The organism is Paraglaciecola sp. IT1134, assembly GCF_058068185.1.
Map to the genome: position 1 here is coordinate 36,763 of NZ_CM176486.1, position 14,133 is coordinate 50,895.

The 14,133-nt window shown below is 44.2% G+C and carries 12 protein-coding genes and 1 rRNA gene; 3 read left to right on the forward strand and 10 right to left on the reverse strand.

Annotated features, from left to right (window positions below; genetic code table 11):
- Positions 1 to 43: 43 nt before the first annotated feature.
- Positions 44 to 159, forward strand: a 5S ribosomal RNA gene (gene rrf / locus AC3RV5_RS00165).
- 221 nt (positions 160 to 380) lie between these two features.
- On the opposite strand, the gene AC3RV5_RS00170 is transcribed toward rrf, so the two are convergent.
- The 5 genes from AC3RV5_RS00170 to AC3RV5_RS00190 all read right to left on the reverse strand — a co-directional run bounded on the left by AC3RV5_RS00170 (position 381) and on the right by AC3RV5_RS00190 (position 8,719).
- Positions 381 to 1,359, reverse strand: a protein-coding gene (locus AC3RV5_RS00170; RefSeq protein ID WP_489732057.1) for an IS630 family transposase whose coding sequence is annotated in 2 segments (ribosomal slippage) — positions 381 to 959 and positions 961 to 1,359 — 978 coding nt in all. Because the reading frame shifts where the segments join, the coding sequence is not laid out codon by codon here.
- 218 nt (positions 1,360 to 1,577) lie between these two features.
- A complete protein-coding gene (locus AC3RV5_RS00175) occupies positions 1,578 to 4,670 on the reverse strand; it encodes an error-prone DNA polymerase (RefSeq protein WP_489729988.1) in 3,093 nt (1,030 codons plus the stop codon).
- On the reverse strand, positions 4,667 to 6,004 hold the full coding sequence (locus AC3RV5_RS00180) for a Y-family DNA polymerase (protein ID WP_489729989.1): 1,338 nt from the start codon (positions 6,002 to 6,004) through the stop codon (positions 4,667 to 4,669). Before AC3RV5_RS00180 ends, AC3RV5_RS00175 begins: the two co-directional genes overlap by 4 nt.
- 97 nt (positions 6,005 to 6,101) lie before the next feature.
- Entirely contained in the window at positions 6,102 to 6,785 is a 684-nt protein-coding gene (gene imuA, locus AC3RV5_RS00185) for a translesion DNA synthesis-associated protein ImuA (protein WP_489729990.1), read from the reverse strand.
- 116 nt (positions 6,786 to 6,901) lie between these two features.
- Entirely contained in the window at positions 6,902 to 8,719 is a 1,818-nt protein-coding gene (locus AC3RV5_RS00190) for a DUF885 domain-containing protein (RefSeq protein ID WP_489729991.1), read from the reverse strand.
- 156 nt (positions 8,720 to 8,875) lie between these two features.
- On the opposite strand from AC3RV5_RS00190, the gene AC3RV5_RS00195 reads away from it, so the two are divergent.
- Positions 8,876 to 9,340: an EVE domain-containing protein gene (locus AC3RV5_RS00195; protein WP_489729992.1), complete on the forward strand. Its 465-nt coding sequence runs from the start codon at positions 8,876 to 8,878 to the stop codon at positions 9,338 to 9,340.
- Between the two features lie 127 nt (positions 9,341 to 9,467).
- The gene (locus AC3RV5_RS00200) at positions 9,468 to 10,067 is read left to right on the forward strand and encodes a LysE family translocator (RefSeq protein WP_489729993.1); all 600 of its coding nucleotides are present in this window, start codon (positions 9,468 to 9,470) and stop codon (positions 10,065 to 10,067) included.
- A 12-nt stretch (positions 10,068 to 10,079) separates the two neighbouring features.
- Here the strand turns inward: AC3RV5_RS00200 and AC3RV5_RS00205 are convergent, their stop codons facing one another.
- The 5 genes from AC3RV5_RS00205 to AC3RV5_RS00225 all read right to left on the reverse strand — a co-directional run bounded on the left by AC3RV5_RS00205 (position 10,080) and on the right by AC3RV5_RS00225 (position 14,046).
- A complete protein-coding gene (locus AC3RV5_RS00205) occupies positions 10,080 to 10,916 on the reverse strand; it encodes a helix-turn-helix domain-containing protein (protein ID WP_489729994.1) in 837 nt (278 codons plus the stop codon).
- A gap of 44 nt (positions 10,917 to 10,960) precedes the next feature.
- Positions 10,961 to 11,113 (reverse strand): hypothetical protein, encoded by a 153-nt coding sequence (locus AC3RV5_RS00210; RefSeq protein WP_489729995.1) that lies wholly within the window; start codon positions 11,111 to 11,113, stop codon positions 10,961 to 10,963.
- A gap of 121 nt (positions 11,114 to 11,234) precedes the next feature.
- Complete coding sequence (locus AC3RV5_RS00215; RefSeq protein ID WP_489729996.1) at positions 11,235 to 12,983, reverse strand: DUF885 domain-containing protein; 1,749 nt, start codon at positions 12,981 to 12,983, stop codon at positions 11,235 to 11,237.
- Between the two features lie 70 nt (positions 12,984 to 13,053).
- Positions 13,054 to 13,377 (reverse strand): DUF1820 family protein, encoded by a 324-nt coding sequence (locus AC3RV5_RS00220; protein ID WP_489729997.1) that lies wholly within the window; start codon positions 13,375 to 13,377, stop codon positions 13,054 to 13,056.
- A 96-nt stretch (positions 13,378 to 13,473) separates the two neighbouring features.
- Positions 13,474 to 14,046 carry a TetR/AcrR family transcriptional regulator gene (locus AC3RV5_RS00225; RefSeq protein ID WP_489729998.1) on the reverse strand — a complete coding sequence of 191 codons (573 nt, stop codon included), beginning with the start codon at positions 14,044 to 14,046 and terminating at the stop codon, positions 13,474 to 13,476.
- Positions 14,047 to 14,133: the final 87 nt, after the last annotated feature.

A 14,133-nucleotide genomic window follows, 5' to 3' on the forward strand; every position in this document is an offset into this window, starting at 1 on the left:
TAATTTACCGCAAAAAGACGCGGATAAATCAGCACGTTTTTTGTCTGGCAGCCATAGCGATACGGCCCCACCTGATCCCATTCCGAACTCAGAAGTGAAACGTATTAGCGGCGATGGTAGTATGGGGTCTCCCCATGCGAGAGTAGCACACTGCCAGACTCCCATTTAGAGAAAGGGCTATCCGTAAGGGTGGCCCTTTTTTGTTTGCCTGAAATAAAGTTAACAATGCACCGTTATCGGCCTTGAGGCCGGTAGCCATTCTTATAAGCGCTGCCGCGCAAGTGCTACTCCCACAGGAAAACTTTCTTTTCTTTATCAGTAGCGACATAAACACGTATATGATGATAGTCATCCCCCTAACGGAGTTATACCAATCAGTATTAAATTTTTCCCACCGGGATCCAGTCCCTGGAACACATACTCACTACGCGTTTCGTGTCATAGATAAAATCATTCCATGCCCTGGAACACGCTTCAACAATGTCATCGTAGCCGCTAAAACATCGATTAGCTAAATGGTGTTGCCTCAGCCATGACCAGACTTGCTCAATTGGGTTCAGCTCTGGAGAATACGGGGGGAGTTTGATAATACTGACATTGCTCAGATCTTCGGTTAGTAAAGCCTGGTGCCAGCCCGCACCATCCATGATGACGACCGCATGTCTGCCTACTTCTGTTTTCGCTGAGATCTGTTCGAGATGCAGGCTCATCATCTCTTTATCAACATGAGGGGTTATTAATGCCTCCGTTTCCCCCGTTGCGGGGCAGACTGCGCCAAACAAATATGCGTAGTCAAACTGTTGCTGCTTAACGGCTCGGGGACGACATCCTTTTTTTGACCAAAGGCGTGTGGTGGTATTTTGCTGACCAAATCGTGCTTCATCCTGAAACCAAAAATCAACCTGCTCCATGGCAACATGACCCGGGATCAATTTGATCGTTTCAATTTTAATTTTTTTTAAAATCCTCCTGACTTTCACTATTCTGCTTAGGATGTTTAGAGCGGCTAGTGGTCCAGGTTATATTCATTGATTTCAGTAAATTATATATCGAATTTTGGTGATAATTCACCGCAAAAGTTTGTTGAATATAGCCTTGCAGCATTTCACCGTTTAAGCGGCCACCTTTAGAGGACAGGCTTTGTTGCTCAATGTAGTGAGCTAAAGCTTCTTTTTGCTGATCGGTTAAGCGACTAGGTCTACCAGATGGCTTTTTACTTTCAAGGGCACTGATCCCGCCTTTTAGGTAATTGGCGACCCAATCATTCACCATTCGTCGACTCACGTTCAGCATTCTGGCTACCTTGGATCTATTTTTACCCGCTTTAAAATGGGCAACAGCCAACAACCGCATGCGCATCCGATGATCTTTGACTTTGTTAGACAGTGCTTTTAATTCTTGCTCAGTATGTTGATTCAAGGAATTTAATTAAGTGGTTTTGAGATGCGTAGATTAGATCACATCTTTAAGATGATTGGTATTACAGCCTGGCATTCATGCCAGTCGTTCAAGCGGCAGGAGCCGTGCTCCTCAAAGCAACGCAAAGGGTGGATTAATCCACGGACTTTTAATAGGCATCAATGAAAGTCTCGGGATTGGCTTTTGAGCTCTACCAGCAAGTGGCTTATATCTTGTAGTTTACCAGCGATAATATGAGTCACTCCTCCATCACCTCGCTCGAGGATGCCGCTAACCTTTAACAAGTTTGCGGTAAGATATGCTGGTTTTTGTGCTCTGGCAGTGGCTTGCCAGACAATAATATTGCTGTTGCCAGTGTCATCTTCAAGAGTAATAAAGGTCACGCCAGCAGCAGTGCCAGGGCTTTGTCTGGCTATTACCAGGCCTACTACTGACACCAGAGCTTTATGTTGCACTCCTGACAATTGGTCAGCGGGGGTATATTTTTTTAACAATCCGGCTTGATTGAGCAAACCCACTGGGTGTTTATTCAAGGTTAAACCTGTGGTCGCGTAGTCTTCTATTAGGTTGTCTAATTCAGAAGGCTGGGGTGGTATATAACTAGCGGATAACGACAATTGGCTAAAAAGGGGTAACTGAGAATCGTTATTCATTAATAACCAGCGCGTAGCATAACGATTGTCGCATATGCTTGAAAACGCGTTGGCACTAGCCAGTGCTTCTAGCTGTGTTTTATTTAAAGCACAATTTTTTAACTCGTCAAGACGGGTGAAACCGCTTTTCGGTCTGTGTTTGAGCAGTGCCTGGACGCTATTTTTACTTAGGTGTTTGATTAGACGCAGGCCCAGACGAATCGATAATTCCCCCCCATGGCGCTGTAAAACATGATCATATTCCGAGTGATTGATACATATCGGAAATACGGGTACATGATGCCGTTTTGCATCCTGGATTAATTGAGCGGGTGAATAGAAACCCATTGGCCAGCTGTTTAATAAGCCGCAGTAAAAGCTGGCCGGATAGTGATATTTAAGCCAGGAAGAGACGTAAGCTAATACGGCAAAAGACGCGGAATGGGATTCCGGGAAACCGTATTCGCCAAAACCACAGATTTGTTTATAAATTTGTTCCGCATAGCTTTGTTGATAACCACGCTGCAACATGCCGTTAATTAACTTATCTTTAAATTTGATTAGCTCACCGGTTTTTTTCCAGCTGGCCATGGCTCGGCGTAGCTGGTCTGCCTCGCCGCCGGAAAAGCCGGCGGCAACCATAGCTACCTTTATCACTTGTTCCTGGAAAATCGGTACCCCCATAGTGCGCATCAGCACAGATTTCACCTCTTCTGAGGGGTATTCCACACTTTCTTTGCCATCTCGGCGTTTTAAAAATGGGTGCACCATATCCCCTTGGATTGGTCCAGGTCTGACGATAGCTATCTGGATCACTAAATCATAAAATTCTTTGGGTTTGAGCCTGGGTAACATGCTCATCTGGGCGCGGGATTCTATTTGGAATATTCCCACAGTGTCGGCGCGTTGGATCATGGCGTATACGTCCTGATCGGCAGACATTCTGGTGATATCGGCGATAGCCAACTGACGAGCATGATGTTTGTGGATGAGGGCAAAACTTTTGCGAATAGCCGTTAACATGCCCAGCGCTAATACATCCACTTTGAGCAAGCCCAGGCTTTGCAAATCATCTTTGTCCCATTGAATAACACTGCGTTGGGCCATGGCAGTATTTTCGATTGGCACAAGTTGGTACAAAGGGTGAGCTGAGATAACAAAGCCGCCTACATGTTGCGACAGATGCCGAGGAAACCCCCTAATTTCGTTGACCAGGTAAATGAAATTTTGGCCTATAGACGATTGTGGGTCCAGGCCCAGCTCGATGATTTGTTCTTGCCAATCGAGTTTATTGTCGCGCCTGGATATGTTTTTAATAAAAAAATCGAGTTGAGCTTGGTGGATACCCAAGGCTTTACCTATATCCCGAATGGCACTTTTTAAACGATAGGTAATAACAGTGGCGGCAATGGCTGTGCGCTCCCGACCATACTTTGCATAGATGTACTGGATCACCTCTTCTCTGCGCTCATGTTCGAAATCTACGTCTATATCTGGCGGTTCATTGCGTTCTTTAGAGATAAAACGTTCAAACAAAACTGCAATCTGTCTGGGATCCACAGCGGTGATTTCGAGGCAGTAACAGACCACTGAATTGGCCGCCGACCCACGACCCTGATAAAGAATATTCTGTTGTTTGGCAAATTGCACAATGTCGTAAATGGTCAGGAAAAAATATTCATATTTGAGCTGTTTTATCAATTTTAGCTCTTTGATGATGAGCCGTTTTATAGGGAAAGACGGTCCCTGGGGGAAGCGCAGTTGCATGCCCTTTTTAACTAACTGGCGTAAATAAAGACTGGGTTGGGTATCTTTAGGGATCAGCTCTGCGGGATATTGATAACTGAGTTCCTTCAGACTGAAGGTACACAAGTTTGCGATCTTGAGCGTTTCTTGTAACCACTGAGCGGGAAATAAATGGCGTAACTTAGTTAGGGGACGTAATGCTCGCTCACTATTAGGCAGTAAATTTCCTGCTATATGTTTAATTTCTTTAACTTGATGTATGGCATGTAGTGCATTGTGTAATGAGAGGCGTTCACTTGAATGCATCAATACCCCACCACAGGCAGTAACTGGGATTTGATGTTTATGACTTAAGGACTGACAGTATTGCACACCATACTGATCTTGATGAGTCAAGTGGCGCTGGCAACCTATCCATAATCGCTGAGCGTAAATTTTTTCTAGCCTAGTAGCCCAGATGTCGTCCTGATTTTTATCACCCGTGGGTAACCATAAAACCAAACAATGTTTCGCGGTTTTTAAATCCCACAGATCCAGCTTATAGCTACCCTTGTCAGCTCGACGTCTGGCGTTAGTAATGATACGACATAACTCGGCATAAGCTTTATGATCAGGGCAAAGCAATACCAGCTTAAGATCTTGATCTAGCACCAGCAGACTGCCAATAATCAGCTTGACCCCCAACTTATAGCTCTTTAGGTGAGTGTAGGCGCGCACTACGCCTGCAACGCTACACTCGTCAGTGATAGCAAGTGCTTGATAACTTAAAAAATCTGCCTGACTAATTAGCTCCTCGGGGTGAGAGGCGCCTTGCAAAAACGTGAAGTTGCTTTGGCAAAAAAGCTCAGCGTACCCCTGGGATGTATGTGTCAACTGAACACTCCATGTAAATACCACTGGGCATCCGGGGTTTTAAAAATCCAGTACCATTGACCCTGTGAGTTTCTGGCAATGAAGTAATCTCTCTCTACGGAACGATTATCCCACCATCCTGTGTCTATTCTTTCCGGGCCTAATACAATCGATACTTTTTCTCGCAGTACTTGGGGCCTTGGTAGTAAAAAACTGGGGCGTAAGATTTTGGGTGTAGCAATAGATGGCTGTTTGCAAAGTGCAGGGCCAAAATCAGATGCAACCTCGGGACGAAAGTCTTCTACTAACCGCGGGCTTAAAACCGCTCTTTCACCCAATTTCGCCTGCAGTAAAGATACGAGCTGCAAGCGAGAAACCATGCCCTGTTTAGTGGAAAATAAATCGCCTTTGTCTGGCGTTCTAACATAGGTTGTGCCGGTGGTTATCTTTATCGCATATACCGGCGCGGCCAAGTTTAGGTTTTCAAGTTTCAAGCTGAGTAATATCAACCAGCGTTTGGCCAGATATTCTCCTTGCTCAGCACCCACTTCTAATTCAACCTGAGTCTGATCTCGGTGGTAAAGGGTGAGCTTAAGCTGCTGCGTCAAGCTATCTCGCATCAATAGAAAGTGTTCAAGCCCAGTTAATAAGTGTTCAGTTGGTCGAAGCAAACGTTCGACATTGTCAAGATCGTACAGTAGCTCCAGGTAACGATTGAATTTATCAACGGGGTGATAAAAATTAACGGGGTGTTGAGACTCACCGCTTAGTTTATGCAGATAAGTTAGCAGCTGTGCATCGAAGCGCTGGGCTAATTCTTTGCCAGGAATATTAAGTAGCTGCCCTATAAGCTGGATCCCGCAATTTGCCAGTTTTGCCACCACCTTAGGGGGTAACTCGCTATATTTTATCGGCGCACGCGCAATCTGCTGGGTCATTTTAAGTTTATTATCATCAATCTCATCAACGCCGCTAACGGCTAGCAGCTTGGCAGCGAAGGGGGAGGGCCCTGTGGCATAGTGATAGGTGGCGTCCATGGCTATCAGTTGGTATTTGATAATCTTCCAATAAGTCGCCAAATCTCCATACAGACGCAACATATTGTGCACCCGTAATAGCAATCCCTGAGGAGAAAAAAAACAAATATCAGAAGTAACCAAATAAAGGCATTCCGCTATTTGTTTAAGTTGGTCTTGTTCAACTTTCTGATTAAATGGAATGACCTGCAAGTCCCGGCTAAGTGCTACCGCACTTCCCAAACACATGTGCATACGTATGCCGGCATCCCGGGCTTGTTGATTCAATTGCACCACCTGGTTATCCACCGGGTGTAAAACCACTTGGGGATAGCTCACCGGGGAGCCGCACACGGCTAATTTGGAGCTGCTCAGCGAGTCCAAATGCAAATGTGGGAAATGTAGATATAACCATAACGCCTGCATTAAATAGTGGTTACCCGGTGCGGCTGTGGGGGAAGGGCAAGACATTATCCGTTGGGCAGGTGAGAGTCAGGGTAGGCCAACGGTGCTGCATGTTTACTGTAAATGCTTCGGTTCTGGCACCGCCTTTACGTTTGCTGATGCAAACGTTAATTCCTTGGGTATCCGCCGCCAGTGTTAAAGCCAGGGGAACGGGCAACGAAAAACGGCTTTGATCGGCGCTGCGAAAAATTACCCCCAGGGCGGCGCCTTTTTCTGCTGCTAGCTGTAAACGTTTCGCCTGACATATTTCCAGTGCCTGTTGCCACAGCAAAATACCGTCACAACAACCACTTTTCAGGCATTGTTCTGCCGCCCACAGGGCATGCTGAGCAGTGCTTGTTTGTATGATCAGGATTTGTTCAAGCTTAAACCCAAATTCAAATAGCATTTGACTACTAAGCTGTGCCGGCGGGGCAATAAAAACCAATAATTTGTCGTCTTGCTGTTGGCGCAGCAAAAAATTGGGTAATAATAAACGTAATTCACCTATCCCTATAGGTGAATTGATATCCACTACCCCTTGTTCAGGAAAACCTCCCTGTAAATGCTGATCCAGTTCCTCGAAACCGGTATAGCAGGTGTTTGCAGGGCCACTGGTTTGGCTCGCTTGCCAAATCAGGCGCTTATTTTTAAGGTGATTAATAATTGGATTCATATTTTAACTACTGTACACGCATACAGTTGTTAGGGCAAATCCGAAATAATATAATATAAAAAGCCCAGAGTATTTGGGCTGATTAATTTATAACTTAAATATTTTAAATCAGCAGGTTAACTAGACTTAACCCACTCAAAAACCTTTCTTTCAAGTAATGGCATGGGTAACGGGCCGTCCAGTAAAATGAGATTATGAAACTGCTTAATATTAAACTTATCGCCTAATTCTTTTTCGGCAAACTGACGCAACTGTTTTAGCTTAAGTTGTCCTGTTTTGTAGGCTAGCGCTTGTCCAGGCATTATCATGTAACGTTCAACTTCTGATGTGGCTGAGCTTTTCACCATAGTCGAGTTATCTAATATATATTGAATTGCCTGCTCTCGGGTCCATCCCTTTGCATGTAAGCCTGTATCTACTACTAAACGCATCGCGCGAAAAAGTTCAGCATCAAGCTTGCCATAGTATTGATAGGGATCAGTAAACATACCAAGTTCTTTACCTAAACTTTCAGCATACAATGCCCAACCTTCGGCATATACGGTATAGAAGTTTTGTTGACGAATTTTGGGTAATCCTTTGACTTCATTTTGAATACTGATTTGAAAATGATGGCCTGGTACGGCTTCGTGTATTGACAGTGTTTCTACACCAAATTTAGGTTGCCCCTTCAAGTTGTATGTATTGGCAAAGAATACACCAGGTCGAGAGCCATCTGGAGCCGCGGGGATATAGGATGCGCCGGGAGCCGACTTTGCCTGAGATTCAGGGTAAGGCCTTATAATGTAATCTGATTCAGGGATCACACTGAATAATTTGGGCAACAAAGGAGTAATTTTTTGCTTAATGTCATTGTAGGCAGCCAGCACCTCATCTGAAGATTCAAAATAAAACTGTTTGTCTGTTTCTAAAAAGTTAAAAAAGCTTGGCAAGTCACCATCAAAACCGACTTGTTCAGCTACTTTGATCATTTCACTATGGATACGTTTTACTTCACTTAGACCTGTTTGATGGATCTCTTCAGCGCTTAACGGTAAGGTTGTGTTGCCTTTAATCGCGTATTCATACCATGCTTTGCCGTCGGGTAATGCACCCATACCATCTGACAGTCGTGCTGCTGGTAAATATTCTTGTTCTAAGAATTCGGCCATTCTGGCGAATGCAGGTATGAGCTTAACTCCAATAACCTTGGTGTAGGCAGCAGTAAGACGTGTTTTATCTTGTTCGGTTAGTTTGTCTGTATTGTTTAATGGATTGAACATAGTGCTTTGTGTTGGATCAGAAATAAGCAATGCTTTAAATTGCGGGATCATCGACTCCACAACGGGTTTAGGTTGAACTACGCCAACTTTTATCCCTTCTCGCATGTTACTAAGGGCTTGATCCATCCACACTGCAAACCCATCTAAGCGTTCTACGAAGTTGTCAAAGTCTTGTACATTATTAAATGGCTGAGCACTTAACCCAGCGCCTAATTGAACAATCAAATTTTGTGGGCTAAACACAAACTGATTGAGCGGCAGATAGTGTGCAGGGAAGCGGCTACCTTCTAGCGCAAACTCTAAATTTTGCTTAAAAATATCGTAGGTATATACATCTTGCCCGGTTAATTTAGATCGTTCGATCCCAGAGAGCGCAGTAAGATATCTTTGATTAATCTCGTCGTCCCCAGCAATAAATTCAGCGGTGAGATTATTAGGCCACAAGTTATTAAAGCGATTGTCGCCAAAGAACATCGCGTTTAGTGGCGAGCGCGGCAGGGTTTCTTCAAGATACTGTTCACTTAATATGATGAGTTTGGCGCTCTGTGATTGAGCTTTATCAACACTTTGGCCAACTTGTAATGATTTGTTTGCCGCTAACGTTGATGAGCTACTCGAACAGGCTTGTAACAAAACCAGTGACAGAGTAAGAGCAATGCATGTTTTTTTCATTGGATATATATAGCCTATAGTTTTGGCACATCAGTGAACATACTAATGTCATGACTAGCTAACTTAATCTATTATCAAAGAATGTGCGCAATTTATGTGTAAACAGATACGACAAACCAATCCTTTACTGGGAATCGATAATGAGAAAACCTAACAATGCAATATTGGTTATTTAAGACCGAGCCCGATGCGTTTAGCATCGATGATTTAGCCACAAGAATAGAACAAACAGAGCATTGGGATGGGATCCGCAACTATCAGGCGCGTAATTTTTTGCGCGATCAGGTTAAGTTTGGCGACAAAGTGTTTATTTATCATTCTAGTTGCAAAGAGGTGGGCATTGCTGGTTTGGCAAAAGTGGTGAAAGAAGCCTACCCGGATCACACCCAGTTCGACCCCCAAAGCCATTATTACGATCCTAAATCTACCCCTGAAAACCCACGCTGGTGCATGGTGGATGTTAAGTTCGTGGAAAAATTCCCAAGTATATTAAGCTTAAAGAAAATCAAAATCATGCCTGAAATTACCGAAGTTGGGCTGGTTAAAAGAGGGCATCGCTTGTCGATTATGCCTGTCACTAAAGCTGAGTTTTCAATCTTGTTGCAAACTGCAAAGGAATGAATAACAGGGCAACCATCATAAACACTAAAAGAAGGTAAAAACGACAAGCAAGGTCAATTTTGTTCAATACTCCTATTCACTAGATGAGGATAGTTGGCACCCTTTTGAACATAACTGAGTGCTTTAAATGACTGTTTCTCTAATTATCACCATGTCTCTGTTTGCTCTTGCTGCATCGCTTTCCCCAGGGCCGGTGAACCTTGTCTCTTTAAGTGGTAGTGCTCGTTATGGATTCAAAGTAGGCATCACATTTGTAACAGGCGCTAGCCTGGGTTTTATCGTTTTATTCCTACTTATTGGTTTTGGTTTGCACTATTTCATTGGTGCTTTACCTTGGATAACTCAAATAACTCAAATAATTCAATGGCTAGGTATCGCCTTTCTGCTTTACTTGAGTTACCAACTTTTTATGGATACCGGCGAGTTAAACTCCAACAATGACAAACACGTACCCACTTTCATGACAGGAGCAATTATGCAATGGCTCAATCCAAAAGCGTGGCTGGCATCGGTATCAGGTATTTCGGCTTACATCCCCCAAGCCAATGCGGAAGAAGTGCTGATATTTGCAGGTTTATATTTGCCCATTTGTTGGTTGTCGCTAGGAGTATGGGTTGGGGTAGGCATCATTGTGGGCCAATATTTTCAGAACCCTACCAAGATGCGATTTATGAACAAAACCTTAGCAATATTACTAGCGGCCAGCTGTTTTATGATGTTGGTTTGAGACTTAAAATGGCTAAATTTGAAGAACTGAACGGCGGTACTGGTTTGGTGTTGCTGCCACACGCTGCTTAAATACTCGCTGAAAATGGGCTTGGTCACTAAAGCCAATGGCTTGCGCCACTTCTACAATCGCTTGGCCTTCTTTTAGCGCTTGTTGACCAAGTTGCACCCGACAATTCAATCGATAAGCATGGGGCGTCATATTAAAATGTCGCTTAAAAGTTCGGATTAGATACCCTGTACTAAAACCGAGCTCAGTACTAATAAGAGCAATAGATGTATCTTCCAAACAATACTGATCCAGGTAATTCGCCACTTGATACAAGTTATTTGCGGGCAAAGCCGTCTTTGATTGTTGCGCAGCGTTATCCAAATGAGTGAACAGACGTACCAGATAATCTTGTAAAATCTTGTCTTTTTCCACTGAAGAAAATGCCGCCGACATCAAACGATCGCACACAGAAACAAATTTGTCATAAAAAGTCGCCGTAACCAAAGTATCTAAATGGGTATTTTGCCACTGAGGGTTCTTCCTTACGCCAGCGTCCAGCAACAAATACACAAGCCAGTCTATATCCAGATGCATCATGTAATAAGCCCAAGTCGAATCTTGTCGAGGGTTACACGCATGAACTACACCAGGGTTCATAATCACCAAGGTGCCGCGTTCGACGGTATGTAATCGATCCGCACAAATGAACTCACTCTGCCCATTCAAAATAGCACCAATCGACCATTCTTTATGGAAATGCGGCGCGTAGCTGACTTCGCGACCATCCAATACTTGTCGAAGTTCAACATGAGGCAACGCTGGATCACGCCAAAAAAGAGGATGTGTAGAAGGTCTCATATCGTCATCCTGCTCATCAAAAAACTAGATTAAATATAGCAAAATCAAGGTGAGACGCTCACTCGATATTTGTCATCAAATTCTAACGGCAACACCAAAATATTTTGTAAATGACCACAATGAATTTCTAACCACGGCTCGTCATTTAAACCACTGAGTGTATTATTTTGTTTTATTGCTTGTGGCACTTGCGCCATATTATGACACCGTTCCTAAAAATTTGGGATCGGTGTCATGAATGAAAACCCAATATAGATGCTGTTATGTGCAGCGAATATTTTAGTGGGCGAAGCCCGTGTAATAGCTCGCGCTCAATAGCTATTGATTCTCGTCGATAAAAATTTGAATGTTTTGTTCGAGTATGGATAACGGCACCGAGCCATATTCGAGCACGGCATCGTGAAAGGCACGTAAATCAAATTTATCCCCTAGGGCCTGTTCGGCTTTTTTGCGCAGGCGTTTGATGGTCATCTCGCCAATTTTGTATGACAAGGCCTGGGCTGGCCAGGAGATGTAACGGTCTACCTCTGTAGTGACGTTGTGCTCAGACAGGGCGGTATTTTCTAACATATAATCAATGGCTTGTTGGCGTGACCAACCTTGCATATGCATGCCGGTATCTACTACCAATCGACAGGCGCGCCACATTTCATAACTTAAGCGGCCGAATTCTTCATAGGGTGTGGTGTAAATGCCCACCTCTTTGCCCAGGTACTCCGAGTACAGGCCCCAACCCTCCCCGAAGGCTGATATGTAGGTGTAACGGCGTACCGGTGGTAAATCCTGCATTTCGCTGGCCAATGAAATCTGTAAATGATGTCCAGGTACGGCTTCGTGTAAGGTCAGTGCGGGCAAGGCATACAAGGGGCGTTTATCTAATGCGTAGGTATTGACCCAGTAGTAACCGGGCTGATCATCCCGAGTGGGTGAAATGTAACGGCCCGTGGTGTATTTCGGGGCGATATTGTCAGGTACCGGCGCCACGCCGTAAGGAATGCGCGGTAAGTTGTAAAACAACTGGGGCAAGGTGGCATCGATACGTTTGGCAATATACGAGGCGCGCATTAATAGCTCGTCGGCGCTTTTGGCATAAAACTGCTCTGAGGTGCGTAAATGCTGAATAAACTGGTTAATATTCCCACCAAAGTTGAGGGTATTGAGTACGTTTTGCATTTCATGGCGAATACGTTTTACCTCAGCAACGCCGGTTTTATGAATGTCGGCTACAGCTAAGGTGGTACTGGTGTAGTAGTCACTGCGGTTTTGATAAAATTCAGTGCCGTTTTGCCAGGTATTGGCGGCAATATCCTGTTTGGCGCTTGGTATATATTCGGCCACTAAAAAATCGTAAAAAGCTTGATATGCCGGCAGTACGCTTTGTTTTATCGCCGCTTCACCTTGGGCAAACAAACTGGCCTGCTGCTGGACGGTAAAACCTGAGGTCGCAAGTCCTTTAAAGGGCGCAAAGAATTGGCTGTCTTGAGGGTTGTGTGTCACAAACTGTTTGATCGACTCGTCAAAGCCAACCAATACCGCTTGTGGTTGAACCCGGCCGGTTGCCATGCCCTTTTTCATCCAGGCTATTTGCTGATCAAAGTAACGGGGAAATGCCGCCAGGCGGGCGAGGTAATCTTGGTAGTCTTGCGCGGTTTTAAACGGAGCCGACTCGGGTAAAAAGGCCAGTTCGCTATAAAACCCGGACTCAGAGGTTATCGGCATGTAATGGGCGTTGAAACGATACAGATCGATATCGTTTTGCAGTTCACGCAGCTGCATCAATTTACTGATTTTTTGCTGGTGGGTAAGGGGTTTATCATCAATTTTTTGCAATGAGTTTAAAAAATACTGATTGCGCAAATAGTTAGATTTAAGGGCTTGGGGTGAAAGGTCTTCTAATTTATCGTTGTAGCTATTGTCGTGATAGCGAGTGGCTTTAATGGGATCAACCGACAGCTGATACTGCCAAATTTGCTCAAGCAAAGCACTTAGTTTATTACTTTCTGTGGCAGGGGCATGGAAACACACAGCCATCAATAATGTGCACAGCAATAGCGGTCGTTTCCACATGGTTTTTCCTTAATTAACGTTAATCCCACACATCGCAAGAATCATTACATTCATAAACTGTTCGAGGGAATTATTTTTTAGGGGTATAAATTGGGCTGGGAAAAGCGGTGACCTTATCAGGCAATTCGGTGATCTTGGCGGTGCCTTGTTTTTTTACTTCATCGATGCGCAATATATTGTGCATGGGAATATAGGTAGTGGTGACATCGGCAAATTCGGTTTTAAGTTTTTCGTGACTGGGATCCAATACCAGACTGGTGTGGCTGTCCCATACAAAATCACCTATCTCTACAAAGCCAAACATGCTGCCCTGACAAAGCTCTCGAACGTACAGCTCGTAGCGCACGCCGTTAGATACAAACTGGATCCTGAACAATGATTTTTTGTTGACCATATTAATTATTCACTACATTTACAAAATAACAAAAGTGCAGCAGTCTAACCAGTCGTGGTGCGTTCGCCAAGCACTGTCATCATCTTTAACTAGGATTTATCTAGCCACCAAAGGTGCCAATAATGCCGCTGTGGCCAAATCGAGCTCGTCAGTCTCCCCCGCCAACACCGCATTAACCGCAAAACCCTGAACGTAACTGGTCAATTGTAAAGCTGTCGCCTCAATCCTTACGTGAACGTTAAGTTGACCCAAACGCTGGGCTTTTTCCAAGCAGCCAATAAAGCCAATCTGCAGCTTATCCAGATAGTGGCGACCTATATCGCGAATGGTTTGATCCTGATAGCCCAATTCGGTGATGCAGTTTATCAATAAACATCCCCGACCCTGCACCATAAGTGTATATTCTGCAAAAAATTCCAAAATTGAGGGTAATCCCTGGTTGTCTTCTAGATGCGCCGCTATTTTATTAAGTTCGCAGTGTTGGTAATGGCCAAGCACCAGATATAAAAAATTGAGTTTGCTGGTAAATTCATGATAAAACGCTCGACGATTGAAATCAGTTCTGGCAATAATTTCATCCATTATGGCACCATGGTAACCATGCTTGAGAAATACCTCGATAGCTTGAGACATAACCAGTTCGACATTATATGACGCTTTGCGGGGCATGAAGGCCATCCATCTATAAAAAGAATAGTTATTCTTAATAGCTTAGTACGGCGTTACGCGCTGTCAAGCTCAGCACAGCTACAAACA